We start from the raw sequence: 17,664 nt of genomic DNA on the forward strand, positions 1-17,664 counted from the left end.
GGCTACTCCGCCGCGCGGGCGTCGGGCTGCGGCGGGGCGAAGGCCCGGTCCAGGGCGCGGAGAAACGTCTCGCGCCCCGTCGTGTCGCGCAGGCTGGTCGCCAGCGCGGCGCGGCGCGCGGGATCGGCGGCCTCGGCCATGGCGCGCGCCAGATCCACCGGCGACGCCCTCCGGAAATGCAGCCCGTCCACGCCGTTCTCGACCTTCTCCGCCATGCCGCCGATGTCGGCGACGATCAGCGGCGTGCCGGCCCGCTTCGCCTCCTGGATCACGACGGGCGAGTTCTCCCACCAGATCGAGGGCACGACGACCCAGCCGACGTCGCGCATCAGGGCGATCGCGTCCGCAGAATCGTAGCGGCCGGCGAAAGTCAGGGACGGCCCGGCCTCGGCGATCAGGGGCTCGAGCTCGGGAAACATCTTGATCGTGTCGGAAGCCTCGGCGCCGAAGACGGTGACGGTGATGGCGGGGTTCGCGCGGCGCGCCAGCGGCAGGGCGCGTAGCAGGATGTCGAGCCCCTTGTAGGGCGTGGCCGTGCCGAAATAGCCGAAGCGCTGCGCCAGCACCGCGGCATCACCGGCGGCGCGCGGCTCGGCCATCGCGGCCTCGCCGAGGTAGTTCTCGATCACGCTGGCGGGGCGCCCGGCAAGTCCCCAGGCCTCGTAGCGTCCACGGATGAAGGCGCTGGGATAGACCAGGTGATCGAAGCGCCGCAGGACGGACAGCATCGCGGCCTTGCGGAAGGCCAGCCGTTCCAGCGTCTCCTGCGGGAAGCAGGCCAGGCATTCCAGCGGGCTTTCCTGCCGGCAGAGCTCACGCCCCCGCGTCTTCAGCATCTGGCCGTCGCGGATGCAGATCGCGAGCATCTCGTGCAGCGACATCACGAAGCGCGCGTCCGGCCGCGCCTCCATGAGGTCGGCGATCAGATCGAGACCGACGCGCCAGTAGTGATGCAGGTGATAGACCCCGACATCGAGCCCGGCGAGAAAGTCCACGACCTGCCGGCGCTGCCAGGCGTCGTCCCAGCCCAGCAGGTCCTTCGCCATGCCGGCGAAGCTGTAGACCCATTCGTCGGTGGCGAACCGCATCACCGTCTCGATCGGGCGCTGCGCGGCATAGGCCGTCCCGACCTCGTTCGCGGCGACGAAGATCGCGCGGCGGCCGGTGCTCCGCAGCGCCTCGGTCTGGCGGTGCGCGGCGAGTTCGCCGCCGCCCTTGGAGAAGGCGGGATGCGAGTGCGAGAGGATGCAGATGGCGGGCTCAGCCATGCGCGGCCTCCCTCGGCGCCGATGTCGCGGTCCAGAGCCGCTCGAGATGCGCGTTCACCATCTCCCCGGCATGGCGGTTCGCCCAGTCGCGCTGGATCGGCGCGAAGCGGCCGCCCCGCCGCGCGATCAGCAGGCGGTGCAGGCTGTCCGTGAGTTCCGGCGCGCAGCCCGCCGCGGCGTGCAGGGCGAGCAGCCGCGCCGTCTCGCCGGCCTGCAGCGGGCGGGCGAAGGCCGTGCCGGGATCGCCGGCGATGACCGCGGCGGCATAGGCGGCGGCGTCGATGGCGTGCACGCCGGCGCGCCCCGCGGCATCCCGCAGGGCCGCGGCGGCCTCCACGCCGACCAGGACCTCGACGCGGCCGCGGCGGGCGAAGACCTGGGCGGTGTCGTCGGCGGCGGCGCCGATCACGACGACGCGGTCGCAGCGCTGCTCGATGGCCTCGGCCGTGACGTGGAACAGGCGGGCCGCAGCGGAGTCGTCGGCGCCGAGTATTAACGCCAGGCGCGGCAGCGCCGCGCTGTCGCCCGCCGGCCCGGCCAGCGCGTCCAGCACCGGCAGGAAGGCGGCCTCGCGACGCGCAACGAGGCGGCGCAGCCACTCCAGCCCGGCCGAGGCGATCGCCTCCACCGGGACGACGACCGAGGCCGCCGTGGTCCGGCAGGCGAGGTCGAGGACGACCGGCACCGTGGCCTCGGCGGGCTGGCAGCGTATGCAGACCGCCTGGCCCGGCGCGGTCTCGGCCCGCAGCACGATCTCCAGCACATGCAGCCGGTCCACCGCGGCCGGGTCGATCCGGCCGTAGAAGCCGAGCGCGGCGGGCAGGCGCGCGGCCTCGGCGTCGGCGAAGGGCAGGGGGACAGGCTCGGCGATGCCGTTCGCGGCGCGGAGCCAGCCGATCGCGACCGCTTCCACCGTGGCGTCGGCCGGCAGCACGCCGGGGAAGCGCAGCATGGCCACGACCTCGCCGGCGGCGGTGGCGAGCGCCTCGGCCTCCGCGACGGGGCCGAGCGCCTCGGCGCGGCCGCGCAGCGCGGGCAGGCCGGCCAGCCAGTCCGCGAAGGCGCCGAAGGGCCGGCCGAGATGGCTCAGCAGCGAGTGCAGGGCGGGCACGTCGCGCGCGGTCCGCAGCAGGCCGAAGCCGATGCCGGCGCGTTCGTCCGCGATGGGGGCGAGGAGATCGGTCCCGACCCGCTCGTCCAGCAGGTCGGCCGCGACCTGGAGCGGCCCGGCGGCGAGCGTCAGCGCCAGCGCCGCGGGGTTCGGCGGCACCTCCGCGAGCAGCGCGAAGCCGCGCGCGCCCGCAAGGCGGGGTTCGGAGGGGCGCACATCGGGGCGGTCGTGGTGGCTGCAGTGAAGCAGCCTGCATTCGCCGGCGGCGCCGGCGACCGAAAGCTCGGTCTCCACCCCGCGCGGCGTGACCATCCAGCCGAGGACGATCATCCGCCCGGGCGAGAGCATCGCGACGGCGTCCAGGCCGAGTTGCAGCGTGTCATCGAGATGGACGTGCACCGGCTTCCCCGACATGGCCTCCGAATTGGCGCGCGACGCCGCCGACAGGATGCGCCGGGGCCGGCCTTGTCAACCGCGGCGTGGGCCGCAGCTCTTCATTCCGCTCCCCAGGCGATGAAGGGACCGTTGCGGAAGGTCGGCGCCTTGCCATAGGCGAAGGGCGCGCCCTCCGGCGTCTCGACCTTGCCGCCGGCGGCTTCCAGCACGGCCTGGCCGGCGGCGGTGTCCCATTCGAAGGTCTCGCCGAAGCGTGGATAGACGTCCGCCAGCCCCTCTGCGACGAGGCAGAACTTGATGGAGGAGCCCATCGAGCGCCGCTCCGACACGCCGAGGCGCATCAGGAACGTCTCCGTGGTGGCGTCGGAATGCGACCGGCTGGCGACGGCGACGAGGCCCTGGCTCGGGCGCGGCCGCGCGCGAATCGGCCGCCAGGCGATGGCGGCGGGATCCTGGCCCGGCGTCAGCTCGCCCGTCGCGGCGCCGGTGCCCTTCACGCCCGTCCAGATCCGCCCGATCGCCGGGGCATACACCACGCCGCAGGCCGGGCGGTTGCCGATGAGCAGGGCGATGTTGACGGTGAACTCGCCCGTTGCGCCCAGGAACTCCCGCGTCCCGTCCAGCGGATCCACCAGCACGAAGGGCACGCCCGGCGGCGGCGGTGGCTTCGACAGGTCTTCCTCGGACACCACCGCGACGTCGGGAGCGACCCGGGCGAGGCCGGCGGCGATCACCTGCTCCGAGGCGATGTCCGCCTCGGTGAGCGGGCTGCCGTCGTCCTTCGTCCCCGTTACATGCGGGCGGGAGCGGACCTCCATCACGCGCGCCCCGGCCGCGGCGGCGATCTCCACCAGGCGGGGCAGCAGGGCGGCGGGGTCGGGCATCGCGGTCCTTGGCAGGGCGGGCAGCCGCCGGACGGGCCGTATCTTGCGGCCCGCGGCTCGGCCGTGGGATAGCCGAACTCGGCTGCGCTTGCACCCGGCCGCGCCGAATTTTCCGGACCCGGGCAGCGATTCCTCAAGGGATCGCGTGCCCCGATCGCGACGGCCGACAGAGGATGGCGACGACGATGGACATGCATCCGCCCGGCGCGGTGTCGCAGGGGCTGCTACGCTTTCTCACATGCGGGTCGGTGGATGACGGCAAGTCCACCCTGATCGGCCGGCTTCTCTTCGAGTCGCGGCAGATCATGGAAGACACGCTGGCCACCATCGAGAAGGACAGCCGAAAGCACGGCACGCTGGGCGAGGAGGTCGACCTCGCCCTGCTGGTGGACGGGCTGGAGGCCGAGCGGCAGCAGGGCATCACCATCGACGTCGCCTACCGCTTCTTCGCGACCCCGAGGCGCAGCTTCATCGTTGCCGACACGCCGGGGCACGAGCAGTACACCCGCAACATGGCGACCGGTGCGTCGAATTCCGACCTCGCCATCATCCTCTGCGACGCGCGCAAGGGCGTGCTGACGCAGACGCGCCGCCACACCTTCATCTGCTCGCTGCTCGGCATCCGCCATGTCGTGCTGGCCGTGAACAAGATGGACCTGGTGAACTGGGACGAGGCGACTTTCGACCGGATCGTCGGCGACTGGGCGACCTTCGCGGCCGGCCTCGGCTTCCAGACGCTGACGCCCATTCCGGTCTCCGCCCGCTTCGGCGACAACGTGACGGAGCGCAGCGGCAACGCGCCGTGGTATCGCGGCCCGACGCTGCTGCAGCACCTGGAAGCCGTGGATGTCGAGCACGAGGCCGCCGGCAAGCCCTTCCGCTTTCCCGTGCAATGGGTGAACCGGCCGGACCTGGATTTCCGCGGCGTCGCAGGCACCGTCGCCTCCGGGCGGATCGCGGTGGGCGACGGCGTGGTTGTCGCGGCGTCGGGCCGGCAGAGCCGTGTCGCGCGCATCCTTGGCCCGGATGGCGACCAGCAGGCCGCCGGCGCCGGCGAGGCGGTGACGATCTGCCTCGCCGACGAGGTGGATGTCGCGCGCGGCGACGTCCTCGCTCCGCTCGCCGACCGGCCTGAGGTCGCGGACCAGCTTGCCGCGCATGTCCTCTGGATGGACGAAGAGGCGATGCTGCCGGGCCGGCAGTACCTCGCGCGCTTCGGGACGACGTGGACCCAGGCCTCGGTCACCGCGATCAAGCACCGCGTGGACGTCAACACGCTGGAGCAGCAACCGGCCAAGCGCCTCGAGCTGAACGAAATCGCGGTGTGCAACCTCTCGCTGGCCGGCCGCGTGCCGCTCGACGCCTATGCCGACAACCGCGCGACGGGCGGCTTCATCCTGGTGGACCGCTACACCAACCGCACGGCCGCGGCGGGGATGGTGCAGTTCGCGCTGCGACGCGCGACAAACATCCATGCCGAGCACTTCCTGGTGGACAAGGCTGCGCGCGCGGCGCTGGACCACCAGAAGCCGCTGGTGCTGTGGTTCACGGGCCTGTCGGGCTCCGGCAAGTCAACCATCGCCAAGCTGGTGGAGCAGGCGCTGCATGCGGATGGGCGGCACACCTATTCGCTCGACGGCGACAATCTGCGCGGCGGGCTGAACCGCGACCTCGGCTTCACCGACCAGGACCGCGTGGAGAACATCCGCCGGGTGGGCGAGGTTGCGAAGCTCTTCGTGGATGCCGGGCTCATCGTGCTCTGCAGCTTCATCTCGCCCTTCCGCGCGGAGCGGCGGATGGTGCGCGAGCTCATGCAGCAGGGCGAGTTCATCGAGGTCTTCGTGGATACGCCGATCGAGGAATGCATCAGGCGCGATCCCAAGGGGCTCTACGCGAAGGCGATGCGCGGCGCGATCCAGAACTTCACCGGCGTGTCCTCGTCCTACGAGCCGCCGGAGGCGCCGGAGCTGCGCCTCGACACCGTCGGCCGCACGCCGGAACAGGCGGCCGAGCTCGTGCTGGCGCATGTCCGCGGGCTGATCGAGGGCTGAACGATGGACGCCGCGCGCCGCCCCATGGAACTGCTGCTGGCCGGCCGCTTCGACGCGTACTTCAGCGCCGCGGCGCTCGGCGACGGTGCGCTGATCTTCGTCCATGTCCCGAAGACCGCGGGATCGTCGCTGCGGGGCGAGCTGGTGCGGCGCCTAGCGCCGGCCGTGGACATCGTCGTGGACTACACAGACATGACGCGTCTGTTCCGCGACAAGATGGACGACGCCGTCAAGGCCTTCCTTGCAGGGCCCGCCGCGGCCGCGCGCTTCGCGACCGGGCACCTGATGGGCCGACACGTCGCCGAGATGCGCACCATGCTGCCGCAGGCGCGCTTCTTCACCTTCCTGCGCGACCCCGTGGAGCGCGTGCTGTCGGACTACCGCTACCAGCGCTCGCCCAAGCATCCGCCGCATGAGCAGTTCAAGGCGAAGTACCCGGACCTGCCAGCCTATCTCGACTTCAAGGGGGACCGGAACAAGGCGGCGCAGCACCTGATCGCGCCCGCGGTTCTCGCGGGCCGGGACCCCGAGGAATGCGCGGACTACCTGCTGCGCACCTACGCCTTCGTCGGCCTGCAGGAGATGTACGCGCTGTCCTTCCGCGCGCTGACCGCGCTGATCGGCGAGGCGTCGGATCCCACGCTGCGGGAGAACGTCAATCGCGATGCGCCGGACGAGGCGCTGACACCGGAGATCGTCACCCGCATTCGCGCGGACAACGCGATCGACGCCGCGCTGTACGATGCCGTCGCGCCGGGCTGGCGGGCGATCGGGAGGGATCTCGCGGCCTTCCTGGCCTGAGCGCGGTGGTCCCGGCGCATGCCCGGATCGTTGCTGCGGTGCAGAAACCCGCCTCCCCGTGGCGGCGTTGGCGCGCCATGCCGAGCAGCGTCGAACCCATTGTTTCCGTCGTCATCCCCGCCCGCGACGCCGCCGGTTTCCTGCCGGCGGCGCTGCGCTCGGCGCAGGACCAGACGCTGCAGGATCTCGAGATCCTGGTCGTGGACGACGGCTCCCGGGATTCCACCTGGCCGCTGCTGACCGGCTTCGCGGCGGAGGACCGGCGCATCCGGCCGCTGCGGCGTGCCGTCGCGGGCGGGCCGGCGGCGGCGCGCAACCTCGCCTTCCGCCAGGCGCGCGGGCGCTGGATTGCGCTGCTCGACGCCGACGACCTCTTCCTGCCGGACCGGCTGGGGCGGCTGGTGCCGCTGGCGGAACGGCTCAACGCCGACCTGCTGGCGGACGACCTCTTGCGCGTTGATTTCGACACGGGCCTGCCGCTCGGCCGGCACTTCGGCGCGGCCGCCGCCTCCATGAAGCCGATCGGCTTGGCCGAAATCCTGCGCCGCGACCGGCCGGGTGCGCCGGACGCACCGCCGCGCGCGATCGGCTATGCACAGCCGCTGATCAGGCGCGACCTGCTGCGCCGCCACGCCATTGGCTACGACGAGAACCTTCCGGCGAGCGAGGATCTCGCCTTCCTGTTCGACTGCGTGGCGGCCGGGGCGCGCTTCATGCTCGCGGCCGAGGCCTACTACGTCTATCGGCTGCGCACCGGCAGCGTGTCCCGCAGGCCGGGCCTCGCGGCCGCCCAGGCCGCCGCCAACCGGCGGATCGCCCATGTCGCAATCTCCCTCGGCGACCGGGAGGCCGCGTCGCTGGCGGCCGAGCGGCAGGACGTGCTGGACGGGATGGCGGTCGCCGAGGCCGCGCTGGACGGGCGATGGCTCGGTGCGCTGTCCCAGGCGCGCTGGCGCTGGCCGCGGCGGCTGGCGACCGACCTGCGTGTCGTGGCCGGGGCGGCCCGGCGGCGCATCGTGGCTTGAGGCCCGGCGCCTCTCTCGACCCCGCCGGCCCGTGGGTGCATAGGGCGGGGAGCAGAGCGGAGTGACCCCGAGATGACACCCACCGACATTGCCCGCGTGCAGGCCTATCTGCGCCGCATCCTCGGCTCGGACCGCGTCACGCTGGTGCCGCCGGCGCGGAAGGGGATGTCGGTCGAGCTGTCGGTGAACGACGAGGTCATCGGCACGGTGCACCGCGACGACGAGGAGGGCGAGGTCTCCTACGCCGTGCACATCACGGTGTTGGAGGAGGACCTGCCGGCAGCGAGGAAGTAGACGCTTTCCTCCCCCCTGGCGGGGGAGGGTCAGGCCATCCCGCCCCGCTTGCGCGGGGAGGGACGGCCTGGGCCGGGCCTATACCGGCCCGCGCCCCTCCGGCCCCGACTTCGCGGGCGGCACGCCGGTGGCAGACCCGCCTTGCGCTGTCCCCGCCGATGACGCCGCGCCGGTGACCTGCTCGGCAGTCCGCGCGACCGCCTCCTTCAGCCCGCCCGCGACCTCGCCGAGACTTTCGCGCGCCTGGCCATAGGCGTCCTCCGCGAGGTCGGAGACGCGATCGGCCACCTGGTCGCGCGTCTCGCCCATCAGCCGGTTCTCCGCCTCCGTCGGCGGGAAGATCGCACCCAGCGTTGCGCCGACCGCGAGCCCCAGCGCCCCGAACAGAAGGGGCTGCCGCTCGAAGGCGTCCATCAAGCCGCGGCCGTAGTCATCCGCGGTGTCGCCGAGACGCGCGGCGCGATAGCCGGTGCTCCGCCCGGTCGCGCCGATCGCCTCGCCCGCGCGTTGCGCCGCGCCGGTGACGGCCGAGGCCGCGTCCTGCGCGGCGGAGGTCACGGAGCCCGTCGCGGAACGCACCGTCTCCTTCGCGGACTCCCAGGCCGATCCCGCGGTCTCTCGCACCGAGGACGCGACCTCGCCTGCGCGGGCCGAGAGCGATGGGCCGTCGTCCATGTCCTCCCCGCCATAGGCGCCGCGCCAGCGCGTGCTGCCGCCGTCGCTCCAGCCGCGCGAATCCGACCGTCCGCTCATCGCCAGCCAGGCGATGCCGCCTGCGATCAGCAGGACCGGCATGGGGTTGTCGCGCAGCGTCGTACCGAGATTGCTCATGAATTGCGTTCCTCCCGACCCTCTCAGCCATTCCATCGCCTGGTCCGCCACGTTGCCCGGCGAGACACGCTGTTTCAGTTCCTCCGCGGTGCCGACCAGGCGGGCGCGGCTGCGCTCGACGTCGCGCTCGATCTCGTCGGCCGAACGGTCGCCGGGATTGGTGCTGCTGCTCATGTCACCTGGTCCTTCGCGGCCTGGGCATCGCGCGAGAGCTGCTCGGCGGTGCGGGTTGGCGTTAGATTGGTCGCCTTCAGCTTCGACATCCCGCCACGGATCAGCCCATAGCCCGCCAACGCGGCGACGAGGCCGACGATTAGCAGCCCCCAGCCCGCTGGAAGATCGAGCAGACGGGAGACCAGCGCAGCGAGCGCCATGAGCAGCAGGATCAGCCCGCCGAAGGCGAGCGCGGCGCCGCCAGCCATGCCGGGGATGGCCCCGGTGGCCTCGCTGATGTTCTCGCCCATCTCAGCGCGGGCCAGCTGGATTTCCTTGCGGAAGAGGTTGGACAGCTCGGTGACCATGTCACCGATGAGCTGCGGCACGCTCCGCGCGTCGTCGTTGACGGGACGTGCAGGCTCGTAGCGGTTCGGGTCGTATTGCGAGGACATCGCCGCGCCTCCTCAGCCCGTGCTGCCGGGGCCGCCCGCGACGCCGCCGGTGCCGCCGGTCGTTCCCGACGGGCGCTGCGCCGCGGCGCCGCCGAGGCTCGCCGCAGCCATGGTGGCGGGGCGGGGCGTTCCGCTCTCATCCGCGACCCAGCCCGGCGCGCCGGTCGCGCCGCCGACCTCGTGCCCCGCGCTCGGCGCGCCGGGCATGGCGCCTACGCGACCATGGCCCATGCCCTGTGAGCCGCCGCCGTAGCCCTGCGTGCGGTAGGAGCCGGCCTGGCTCGCGGAGGACCGCGCAAAGCGCGCCAGCGCGAAGCCGGCGAGCGCCGCGACGCCGAAGAAGACATAGGGCTGGCGACGCGCCCATTGCTCGGCGCCGCGCATCATCTCGCCGGGGCTCTGCTCGCGCAGCGCGCGGGCCATGCCGTCGATGGACCCCGCGGCATCGTGCAGCATACGCGCGACCGTCGGGCTGTCGCGGTCGAGTTCGTCGGCGGCGCGATGCACGGCGCGCGCGATGCCCTGCGCCTGCTCGGCGCCGGCGCGACGGCCTTCCTCTGCGACGCCGGCCGCGCGTTCCTTCGCGGTGTCGAGCAGCCCCGTGGCTTCATGCTTCGCTTGTTCCGCAGCAGACTTCGCCTGTTCCGCCGCGGAGGACGCGGCGTCGCGCACCTGGCGCGCACCTTCGCGCAGCGTCTCTCCGGCGCTGGCCGAGGTGCTGCCCGTGCTGCTGCGCGTGCCGCTGCCGGTCGTGCCGGTGCCCTGGCGTTCGGACGCGAAGGGGTTGGTCGGGTCGCTCATGGCTGCCGCTCCGTGCTGGCTCGATACGCACCGGGCCGACTGCCGTCGGCCCGGTGCGGATCCGCTGTTTCCTGGCCCGGCGATTCACGGCCCGACGTGCCCCTTTCGGTGAGCACATCCGGGCCGATCGCGGGCTCGCGCCGCATGGCGCATCGCGGGCACAACGGCGGGACCACGCCTCGGGTTCGATACGGCATGCGCCATTCCGGCGCCGCTACGTCAGCCTTCGCTGGTGGCGACTGCGGCGGCCAGGCGCCGGGCGCGCGCGACCCAGGCCTCGGCGTCGGCGGTGCCGAGCCCGGCTTCCGCGGCGGCGCGCAGGGCGACGCCGGGCAGCACTTCCAGCACGGCCGCCACGAAGGCGCGGTCGCGCCCGGGGGCAAGCGCGCGGAGCGAGGCCGATATGTCCTCCGTTTCCACGCGCCAGAAGCGGCCGTACTGGTCGCGGCCGCCCTCGGGCCAGATCCCGAACATGGCGGGCCAGCCCGCGGCCTCACGGAATTCCAGGCCGACCACGCCGCGCCGGTCGAACAGCTTGAAGCGCGCGCGCCGCCAGAGCGCGTCGCCCGCGGACAGCGCGACGAGCCCGATGTCGAGATGGCGATAGGCCCCGTTGGCGCCGAGGAGATGCTGGTGCACGCGCAATGCGGTGTAGCCGGCCGGCGCGGCGATCCGCATCGGCGCGGCGGAGCGCGGCGGCGCCGGCGGCAGGGCCGGGAGGATGCCGGGTCGCGGCGCCGCGGCCGCGGGCGGTGCGACGGGCAGGCGCTGCGGCTCGCCGGCAGCACCGGCCTGCAGCGCCAGGGCGGTGATCTCCACTGCCGCGGGCCGCGTGCAAGGGTTGCGCAGCACCAGCGTGATGCTGACCATCGCGGCCGGCGGCAAGGGCAGGGCGACCTCGTCCTCGGCGGCGAGCGCGCGCGGGAGGGTCGAGCGATCCGCCACCGCCAGCGCGGCTTCGACGCCCTCACCCCGGCGCAACGCGAGGCGCGCGCGCAGCAGGTCGGCCGGGCCCGGCGCGACCGGAGGGAAGGCGACCGTGGCGTCGGCACCGGGCGCGAGGTCCAGCAGCAGGCGCGGCGCTTCCTCGCCGAGGCCGACAAGGCTCGCCACGGCGCCCTGCACCTCGGCAGCCTGCAGCACGGCGGCGGGCAGCGGCATCGGCAGCGCGGGCAGGCGGGCGCCGCGGGACGCCCAGTCGAAATGCTGCGGCAGCAGCGACCAGCCGGCTGGCGCTGTCAGCGCGCGCAGGGCAGGGGCCTCGGCGGCGAGCGACAGGCGCGGCGGGTCGGGGCCCTCGGCCAGGATGTCGATGCGCGCCTCGGCGGGGCCGGGCGGCGCGGGTTCCGGCAGGTCGAGCGCCAGCCAGCCCGGGGCGGTCGCGCCCTCCGGCACGAGCCAGCGGCCGAGCAGGGTCTCGCCGGCGAGGAGCCGCACCAGCAGGCCGCCGCGCCCGGGATGGGCGACGTGAAGCGCGATGCCGCAAAGGCCCTCGGCGGCGCGGCCGAGCGCCACAGCCAGGGGCGGCTCGGCGTTGCCGAGATCGGGCGGCCGGTCCAGCACGCTGGTCGCGCATGGCTCGGCATCGCCGAGAGCTCGGCGCAGCAGGTCGCGCTCTGCTTCAGCGGCAAGCGCTGCTTTCCGGACCTGGCCAAGCGCGGCGGCCAAGATCCCGGCGAGCGAGGCGGCATCGCCTGCGACGGGAAGCCCGGCCGGCAGCAGCGGCAGCAGCGCCGCGGCGTCGTCCGGCGTGGCGAGGAGCGCCTGCGGCCGTGCCCGGTCCGGCAGCGGCAATTGCCGCGCGGTGGATCCGCCCGGCCGCGCCAGCACGCCATCGCGCAGCTCGAGCGAGAGGATCGGTGCGGGCGGCGCGGGCATGCCGGGGCCGAGCACGATGGCGGGAGCGCCGGCCTCGATCTCGGCCAGCGCGTCGGCCGTGATGCGCAGCCCGATCATGCCGCCGCGGCTCCGCCGTCGGCGAGCATGGCGGCGCGCAGCAGGCCGAGCGCCTGCGCCGCCGTGCGGTCCCAGTCCTGGCGCGCGGCGAAGGCGGCGGCTTCCTCCACGCGTGCGGCGGTGCCGTCGGGGTCGTCCAGCGCGGCGCGGATCGCCTCCGCCATGCCCGACGCGGTGTCGGCGGCGGCGATGCGGGCAAGCCGCGGCGCGTCCTCGCCGAGGGCTTCCAGCGCGGCGGTGGTTGCGACGACGGGAAGGCGATACGCGGCGGCTTCCAGGAAGACCAGCGGCGCGCCTTCCAGGCGGGACGGCATCAGCAGCAGGTCCGCCGCGCGAAACCAGGGCGAGGGATCGGCGAGCGGCCCGAGCATCCGAATCAGCCCCTGCGGATCGCCGGCCGCGACGGCGTCGAGCTCGGCGCGCATCGGCCCGTCGCCGCCGATCGCGATGGTCAGCGGCAGGCGGTCGCAGATGTCGGGCAGCATGTCGGCGCCCTTCGCTTCCTCGAGCCGGCCGACGAAGAGCAGCAGCGGCTGGTCGGGCGCGAGGCCGAGCCCGCCCCGTAGCGTCGCCCGGGCGATGCCGCGGTCATGCGGGCGTGGGCGCGGCGCGGGGTTGGGCAGCACGACGGCGGATCCGGACGCGAGACCCCACGCCCGCTCTGCACGGCGCGCAACGGGGGCGGAGACGGCGGCGACGACCGCGCCGTCCAGTGCCAGCGCGGGCGGTGTCTCGGGCGCCGGCGCCTCCGGGGCGAGATGCAGCAGCACCGTCCGCGGCAGGCCGGCGAGCGCGGGCAGGATGCCGTCCGCCGCGTCGGGCCAGGGCAGGGCGGCATAGGCGGCGTCGGGGCGCAGCGTTGCCAGAAGACGCCTGGTTTCCGCGTCCTGCCGCGCGCGATCGCCGAGCGCGGCCTCGTGCAGCGCGACGCCGCCCGGCAGCAGGCGCGACAGCGCCTCGTGCAGCGCGGGCTCGGCCGCGAGGTCCACCGCCATGCCGGTGCGCGCGGCAATGCGGGCGCAAAGCTCGGCGGTGTGGCGCTCGGTCCCGCCCATCCGCGTCGAGGGCAGCAGGGCCAGCAGGCGCGAAAGGCGCTGCGCCCTCATGCCGGCGTCGCGCGGGCCAGCGCGGCGATGGCGCGCATCGCGGGATCGAGCGCATCGGCGCCGAAGTGCCGCCGTGCGAAGGCCTGCGCGGCGGTGCCGATCCGCGCACGCATGTCGCCGTCGCGCAGCAGCGCGGCGAGATGGCGGACGAAAGCGTCGCGGTTCTCCGCCAGCAGATAGGCCTCGTCCGTGCCGCCTGTGACGCCGAACAGCGCTTCCGCGGTCAGCACGCTGGGCAGGCCGTGGGCGAGGTATTCCACCGTCTTGATCTTGAGCCCGCCACCGAAGAAGACGGGGTTCACCGCGATGTCGAGCGTGCCGAGGAAGGCGTGCTGGTCGGTGACCTCGCCATCCAGCACAAGGCCCGGCGCCGGCGCGACCGACGCGCAGATCCCGCCCGCGACATGGAGTTCGGCGCCGAGCGGGGCGATCTCCGGCCAGACCTGCTCCAGCAGCCAGTGCAGCCCGTCGCGGTTCATCGGGCTGTCGCCCCCGAGGAAGCCGATGCGCGCCCCGCCCGAACCGGTCGCGCGCGGCAGCGCCAGCAGCGCATGCGGCGCCAGTAGGACCTTGCCGGGCAGCAGCGCGTCGAGCCAGCGCGCCTCCTCCGGCTGGATCGCCAACACCAGGTCGAAGCCGTCGAGGATCCGCAGTTCCTCGGAGGTCGTGATCTCGAGGAAATGCTCGCGCCCGAAATGCCGGAAATTGGCGGCGCGAAGCGACATCACGTCATGCGTGTCAAGGATCGCCGGCGTCGTCCCGTCCGCCGCGCGACGCAGCCAGGACAGGCGGACGTATTCGATCAGGACGGCGCGCGGCGGATGCGCGGCCAGGTGGCGCCGCAGCGCTGCGAAGACCGCGCCGTCGAAGCGCGCACGCTCGAAGGGCGTCAGGCCGTGCGGCGGATCGGCGGGCTCCTCCGGCGTCGCGGCGGAGATCCGCGCGCGGGGGCCGAGCACGGCCTGGGCGGCGGCCCTTTCGTCCTCCGTCAGCGGCGCGCAAAAGAAGAGGTCGAGGTCCATCGCGCGCCGCGCGGCGCGGGCCAGCGACGCGATCCGCTGGTGGTTGCCGAGGCGCGCCTCCCAGAACGGCACGTCGGTGACGAGCAGCAGCCGCGGCGGGTCCAGCAGCCGTGCCAGCGCCGAAGGCGAGCCGAGGGCCGCGCGCTGCGACGACACCTCGGCACGATAGCGGGCGGCGAGCGCGCCGGAAGCCGCTTCCACCGCCGTCCGCCGCGACGGGTCCGCGATGCAGTCCTGCGCGACGCGGGCGACCTCCGCCGCGTCGGCACAGCGGTGGAAGGGCGCCTCGGCGGGCAGGCCGGCAAAGGCCTCCGCCGTGCCGATCACCGGCCGGCCGCGGGTCAGCGCCTCGACCGTCTTGATCTTCAAACCCGTGCCGCCCTCGTGCGGGTTGGCGACGATGTCGCATTCCGCATAGAGCGCGTCGGCGTCCGCGACCGGGCCCAGCAGCCGCAGGCCCGGCTGTTCCGTCAGCCCCCGCCCGGCCGCCCCGGCGACCGCGACCTCGCCTCCATCCGCGTCGAGGCGGCCGAGGTCCAGCGCCCCCAGGAAGCGGCCAAGCGCGCGGGTGTTGAGGGGATTGGCGCTGCCGAGATAGCCGATCGTCACCGGCCAGGGGGCGATCCGGGACGCCAGGGGCGGGCGGTCGTCCCAGGGCAGGTGGCCGAGCGTCGTCACCACCGCCCTCGTCCGCGCCCGGAACGCCTCAGCCTCCTCCGCCTGGATCGCCAGCACCAGGTCGGCGCGGTCGAGGCCCCGCGTCTCCTCGGCCTCTATCGTCGCGAAGAAGCGGTTCTCGAGGCCGAGCACGGCCAGCCGCTCTGCCCGCCCGGCGAAAAGATCATGGGTGTCGAGCACCTTCACCGCACCGGGGAAGAAGTCGAAGGCGCGGGAGAGGAAGACATATTCCACCAGCACCAGGTCGAAGCCGGGCTGCCGCGCGGCGAGCACGGCAAAGGCTGCCTCAGTTTCCGGCAGGATCCAGTCATCCAGGGCATTGACCTCGCCGAGGCTGCGGGCCTCCTTCGCGCGGTCGTGCGGGACCTCGAACACCTGGTCCCAGGCCGCGCGCATGGCGGCCAGCGCCTCCGCCGAGGGGTTCTCCCGCATCAGGAGGCAGAGATGGATGGAATGGCCGGCCGCCTTGAGCGCCGACAGCACGGCATGGATCCGCGCCCGGTTGCCGGCGTCCTGCGGGTGAGTCGGGGTGGGGGAGACGACCAGGACGCGCATCCGGCCGACAGGATAAACCCTGGCCGGGGTTGCGATAAGCTTGCCATTCCGCCCGCGTAGGCCCATAAGCCGCCCGCCGGCGCCGGGGAGACCTTGCGCCGGTAAATCCGCACGCGGTGCACCCTTCCAGCCTCTCGGGGTCGAAAGGGTCCGGTCCTCCTCCCGCACTTCAAGGTCGGGGATGGCGCCGCGGAGGCTCAACCGGACCACTCTGGAAGCGAGGAACTTCGCCCATGGCGATGCCCGACGTCACGCTGCGCGGCCTGCTCGAGGCCGGCGTCCATTTCGGCCACCACACGCGCCGCTGGAACCCCCGGATGGCGCCCTACATCTTCGGCGTCCGCAACCAGGTCCACATCCTGGACCTGCAGCAGACCGTGCCGATGATGGACCGCGCGCTGCGCGCCATCCGCGACGTCGTCGCGGGCGGCGGCCGCGTGCTGATGGTCGGCACCAAGAAGGCCGCGGCCGAATACGTCGCGGAGACCGCGGCGCGCTGCGGCCAGTACTACGTGAACCACCGCTGGCTCGGCGGCATGCTGACGAACTGGAAGACCATCCAGGGCAGCATCAAGCGCCTGAAGCAGATGGAGGAGCGCCTCGGCGGCGACGTGCAGGGCCTGACCAAGAAGGAGGTCCTGATGCTGACGCGCGAGAAGGAGAAGCTCGACCGCGCGCTCGGCGGCATCAAGGACATGGGCGGCCTGCCGGACATCATCTTCGTCATCGACACGGTGAAGGAGAAGCTGGCGATCGAGGAAGCCAACAAGCTCGGCATCCCGGTCGTGGCCGTGGTGGACAGCAACGCCGACCCCAAGGGCATCGCCTACCCGATCCCGGGCAACGACGACGCGATCCGCGCCATCCACCTCTACTGCGACATGGTCTCCGGCGCGGTGCTGGACGGCCTGGCGGGCGCGATGTCGTCCTCGGGCGCCGATATCGGCGCGCTGGAGGAACTCCCGGCCGAGGCGCTGCCGGACGTGGCCGCCGAGGTGGCGCCTGTCGAGGCGCCGGCGGAGCAGCCGGCCGCGGAGTGACGGCGACGGGGCCAAAGGGCCCCGCCTGCGCGACCTTCACGGGCCGGGGCATGGCGCCTCGGCCCGACTGCATTGGACCGACCTGATCGGGAGTGACGAAGATGGCCGAGATCACCGCGGGCATGGTGCGCGAACTGCGCGAGCGCACCGGTGCGGGCATGATGGACTGCAAGAAGGCGCTGGTTGAGTCGGGCGGGGACATGGAAGCCGCGATTGACTGGCTGCGGAAGAAGGGCCTCTCCGCCGCGGCGAAGAAGTCCGGGCGCGTGGCCTCCGAGGGCCTGATCGGCGTCGCATCCGGTCCGAACGTGGCTGCGATGGTCGAGGTGAATGCCGAGACCGACTTCGTCGCGCGCAACGAGCTGTTCCAGGCCTTCGTCGCGGAAGTCGCAGGCCTCGCGCTGTCCGTCGGCGAGGACGTGGAGAAGCTGAAATCCGCGAAGTTCCCGGGCAAGATGCACACCACCCAGGATGAGCTGACGCAGCTGATCGCCACCATCGGCGAGAACATGACGATCCGCCGCGCCAAGGTGCTGCACGTCCCGTCGGGCGTGGTCGCGACCTATGTTCACAACGCGGTGAAGCCGGGTCTGGGCAAGATCGGCGTGCTGGTCGCGCTGGAAGCCGCGAACGAGTTCGAGGCGATGGAAGCGCTCGGCCGCCAGGTCGGCATGCATGTCGCGGCGACCAGCCCGACGGCGCTCGACATCACGGGCGTCGAGCCGTCGGAGCTCGAGCGCGAGAAGAACGTGCTGCGCGAGCAGGCCGCCGCGTCGGGCAAGCCGCCCGCCATCATCGAGAAGATGATCGAGGGCCGGATCCGCAAGTACTACGAGGAAGTGGTGCTGCTCGAGCAGGTCTGGGTGCATGACGGCGAGAGCCGCGTGAAGCAGATCGTGTCCAAGGCCGGCGGCAAGCTGACGGGCTTCGGTCGCTTCAAGCTCGGCGAGGGCATCGAGAAGGAGACCACCGATTTCGCGGCCGAGGTGGCCGCGATGTCGAAGGGGTGAGCCTCACTCCCTCCCCCGCACGCGGGGGAGGGCCGGGGAGGGGGTCAGCGGCCCCTTCGCCCCGAGTCGCGCGATACGGGCCGATGCGCCGCTGACCCCCACCCTGACCCTCCCCCGCTCGCGGCGGAGGGAAATCGCGCAGCGGGACGGGGCAAGCTTCGTGCTCGTGGGCGCTTCAAGTCGTTGATTCCGGGCCGGTGCCCGTGCGCCCCCGTCGTGCCCGCGTG

15 protein-coding genes are annotated in these 17,664 nt (G+C 73.3%); 6 read left to right on the forward strand and 9 right to left on the reverse strand.

All coding sequences use genetic code 11. From position 1 onward, the window contains the following. Positions 1–2: 2 nt before the first annotated feature. From ACLF3M_RS19585 to cysQ, 3 genes are all read right to left on the reverse strand, one after another. Entirely contained in the window at positions 3–1,268 is a 1,266-nt protein-coding gene (locus ACLF3M_RS19585; RefSeq protein WP_430658652.1) for a glycosyltransferase, read from the reverse strand. Further along, positions 1,261–2,793: a hypothetical protein gene (locus tag ACLF3M_RS19590; protein ID WP_430658653.1), complete on the reverse strand. Its 1,533-nt coding sequence runs from the start codon at positions 2,791–2,793 to the stop codon at positions 1,261–1,263. Before ACLF3M_RS19590 ends, ACLF3M_RS19585 begins: the two co-directional genes overlap by 8 nt. A gap of 80 nt (positions 2,794–2,873) precedes the next feature. Beyond that, positions 2,874–3,659 (reverse strand): 3'(2'),5'-bisphosphate nucleotidase CysQ, encoded by a 786-nt coding sequence (gene cysQ / locus ACLF3M_RS19595; RefSeq protein ID WP_430658654.1) that lies wholly within the window; start codon positions 3,657–3,659, stop codon positions 2,874–2,876. 185 nt (positions 3,660–3,844) lie between these two features. On the opposite strand from cysQ, the gene cysN reads away from it, so the two are divergent. The 4 genes from cysN (at position 3,845) to ACLF3M_RS19615 (ending at position 7,830) form a co-directional block, all read left to right on the forward strand. Next, entirely contained in the window at positions 3,845–5,710 is a 1,866-nt protein-coding gene (cysN, locus tag ACLF3M_RS19600) for a sulfate adenylyltransferase subunit CysN (RefSeq protein ID WP_430658655.1), read from the forward strand. Positions 5,711–5,713: 3 nt separating this feature from the next. Then, positions 5,714–6,511 (forward strand): hypothetical protein, encoded by a 798-nt coding sequence (locus tag ACLF3M_RS19605; protein WP_430658656.1) that lies wholly within the window; start codon positions 5,714–5,716, stop codon positions 6,509–6,511. A 77-nt stretch (positions 6,512–6,588) separates the two neighbouring features. Then, positions 6,589–7,536, forward strand: coding sequence for a glycosyltransferase family 2 protein (locus ACLF3M_RS19610; RefSeq protein ID WP_430658657.1), 948 nt, complete (start codon positions 6,589–6,591; stop codon positions 7,534–7,536). A 72-nt stretch (positions 7,537–7,608) separates the two neighbouring features. After that, positions 7,609–7,830, forward strand: coding sequence for a DUF3126 family protein (locus tag ACLF3M_RS19615; protein WP_430658658.1), 222 nt, complete (start codon positions 7,609–7,611; stop codon positions 7,828–7,830). 78 nt (positions 7,831–7,908) lie between these two features. Here ACLF3M_RS19615 and ACLF3M_RS19620 read toward each other — a convergent pair whose 3' ends face one another. From ACLF3M_RS19620 to ACLF3M_RS19645, 6 genes are all read right to left on the reverse strand, one after another. After that, complete coding sequence (locus ACLF3M_RS19620) at positions 7,909–8,835, reverse strand: DUF3618 domain-containing protein (protein ID WP_430658659.1); 927 nt, start codon at positions 8,833–8,835, stop codon at positions 7,909–7,911. After that, positions 8,832–9,269, reverse strand: coding sequence for a phage holin family protein (locus tag ACLF3M_RS19625; RefSeq protein ID WP_430658660.1), 438 nt, complete (start codon positions 9,267–9,269; stop codon positions 8,832–8,834). Before ACLF3M_RS19625 ends, ACLF3M_RS19620 begins: the two co-directional genes overlap by 4 nt. Positions 9,270–9,281: 12 nt before the next feature. Next, complete coding sequence (locus ACLF3M_RS19630; RefSeq protein ID WP_430658661.1) at positions 9,282–10,070, reverse strand: hypothetical protein; 789 nt, start codon at positions 10,068–10,070, stop codon at positions 9,282–9,284. A 219-nt stretch (positions 10,071–10,289) separates the two neighbouring features. Then, on the reverse strand, positions 10,290–12,026 hold the full coding sequence (locus tag ACLF3M_RS19635; protein ID WP_430658662.1) for a DUF6212 domain-containing protein: 1,737 nt from the start codon (positions 12,024–12,026) through the stop codon (positions 10,290–10,292). After that, positions 12,023–13,132, reverse strand: coding sequence for a glycosyltransferase family 4 protein (locus ACLF3M_RS19640; protein WP_430658663.1), 1,110 nt, complete (start codon positions 13,130–13,132; stop codon positions 12,023–12,025). The genes ACLF3M_RS19635 and ACLF3M_RS19640 overlap by 4 nt, the downstream gene beginning before the upstream one ends. Further along, positions 13,129–15,387, reverse strand: a complete 2,259-nt coding sequence (locus ACLF3M_RS19645) for a glycosyltransferase (RefSeq protein WP_430658664.1) — start codon at positions 15,385–15,387, stop codon at positions 13,129–13,131. Before ACLF3M_RS19645 ends, ACLF3M_RS19640 begins: the two co-directional genes overlap by 4 nt. A gap of 233 nt (positions 15,388–15,620) precedes the next feature. On the opposite strand from ACLF3M_RS19645, the gene rpsB reads away from it, so the two are divergent. Beyond that, positions 15,621–16,427 carry a 30S ribosomal protein S2 gene (gene rpsB, locus ACLF3M_RS19650; RefSeq protein WP_430658665.1) on the forward strand — a complete coding sequence of 269 codons (807 nt, stop codon included), beginning with the start codon at positions 15,621–15,623 and terminating at the stop codon, positions 16,425–16,427. A gap of 101 nt (positions 16,428–16,528) precedes the next feature. Continuing rightward, positions 16,529–17,437, forward strand: a complete 909-nt coding sequence (gene tsf / locus ACLF3M_RS19655) for a translation elongation factor Ts (RefSeq protein ID WP_430658666.1) — start codon at positions 16,529–16,531, stop codon at positions 17,435–17,437. Positions 17,438–17,664 lie beyond the last annotated feature (227 nt).

It is taken from the genome of Falsiroseomonas sp. HW251, assembly GCF_050563545.1.
Classification (GTDB): Bacteria; Pseudomonadota; Alphaproteobacteria; order Acetobacterales; family Acetobacteraceae; genus Falsiroseomonas.

What these genes read in the sequence shown, in the direction of transcription:
- ACLF3M_RS19585 (WP_430658652.1), bottom strand. Translation starts at nt 1,268, where the DNA reads ATGGCTGAGCCCGCCATCTGCATCCTCTCGCACTCGCATCCCGCCTTC.
- ACLF3M_RS19590 (WP_430658653.1), bottom strand. Translation starts at nt 2,793, where the DNA reads ATGTCGGGGAAGCCGGTGCACGTCCATCTCGATGACACGCTGCAACTC.
- cysQ (WP_430658654.1), bottom strand. Translation starts at nt 3,659, where the DNA reads ATGCCCGACCCCGCCGCCCTGCTGCCCCGCCTGGTGGAGATCGCCGCC.
- cysN (WP_430658655.1), top strand. Translation starts at nt 3,845, where the DNA reads ATGGACATGCATCCGCCCGGCGCGGTGTCGCAGGGGCTGCTACGCTTT.
- ACLF3M_RS19605 (WP_430658656.1), top strand. Translation starts at nt 5,714, where the DNA reads ATGGACGCCGCGCGCCGCCCCATGGAACTGCTGCTGGCCGGCCGCTTC.
- ACLF3M_RS19610 (WP_430658657.1), top strand. Translation starts at nt 6,589, where the DNA reads ATGCCGAGCAGCGTCGAACCCATTGTTTCCGTCGTCATCCCCGCCCGC.
- ACLF3M_RS19615 (WP_430658658.1), top strand. Translation starts at nt 7,609, where the DNA reads ATGACACCCACCGACATTGCCCGCGTGCAGGCCTATCTGCGCCGCATC.
- ACLF3M_RS19620 (WP_430658659.1), bottom strand. Translation starts at nt 8,835, where the DNA reads ATGAGCAGCAGCACCAATCCCGGCGACCGTTCGGCCGACGAGATCGAG.
- ACLF3M_RS19625 (WP_430658660.1), bottom strand. Translation starts at nt 9,269, where the DNA reads ATGTCCTCGCAATACGACCCGAACCGCTACGAGCCTGCACGTCCCGTC.
- ACLF3M_RS19630 (WP_430658661.1), bottom strand. Translation starts at nt 10,070, where the DNA reads ATGAGCGACCCGACCAACCCCTTCGCGTCCGAACGCCAGGGCACCGGC.
- ACLF3M_RS19635 (WP_430658662.1), bottom strand. Translation starts at nt 12,026, where the DNA reads ATGATCGGGCTGCGCATCACGGCCGACGCGCTGGCCGAGATCGAGGCC.
- ACLF3M_RS19640 (WP_430658663.1), bottom strand. Translation starts at nt 13,132, where the DNA reads ATGAGGGCGCAGCGCCTTTCGCGCCTGCTGGCCCTGCTGCCCTCGACG.
- ACLF3M_RS19645 (WP_430658664.1), bottom strand. Translation starts at nt 15,387, where the DNA reads ATGCGCGTCCTGGTCGTCTCCCCCACCCCGACTCACCCGCAGGACGCC.
- rpsB (WP_430658665.1), top strand. Translation starts at nt 15,621, where the DNA reads ATGGCGATGCCCGACGTCACGCTGCGCGGCCTGCTCGAGGCCGGCGTC.
- tsf (WP_430658666.1), top strand. Translation starts at nt 16,529, where the DNA reads ATGGCCGAGATCACCGCGGGCATGGTGCGCGAACTGCGCGAGCGCACC.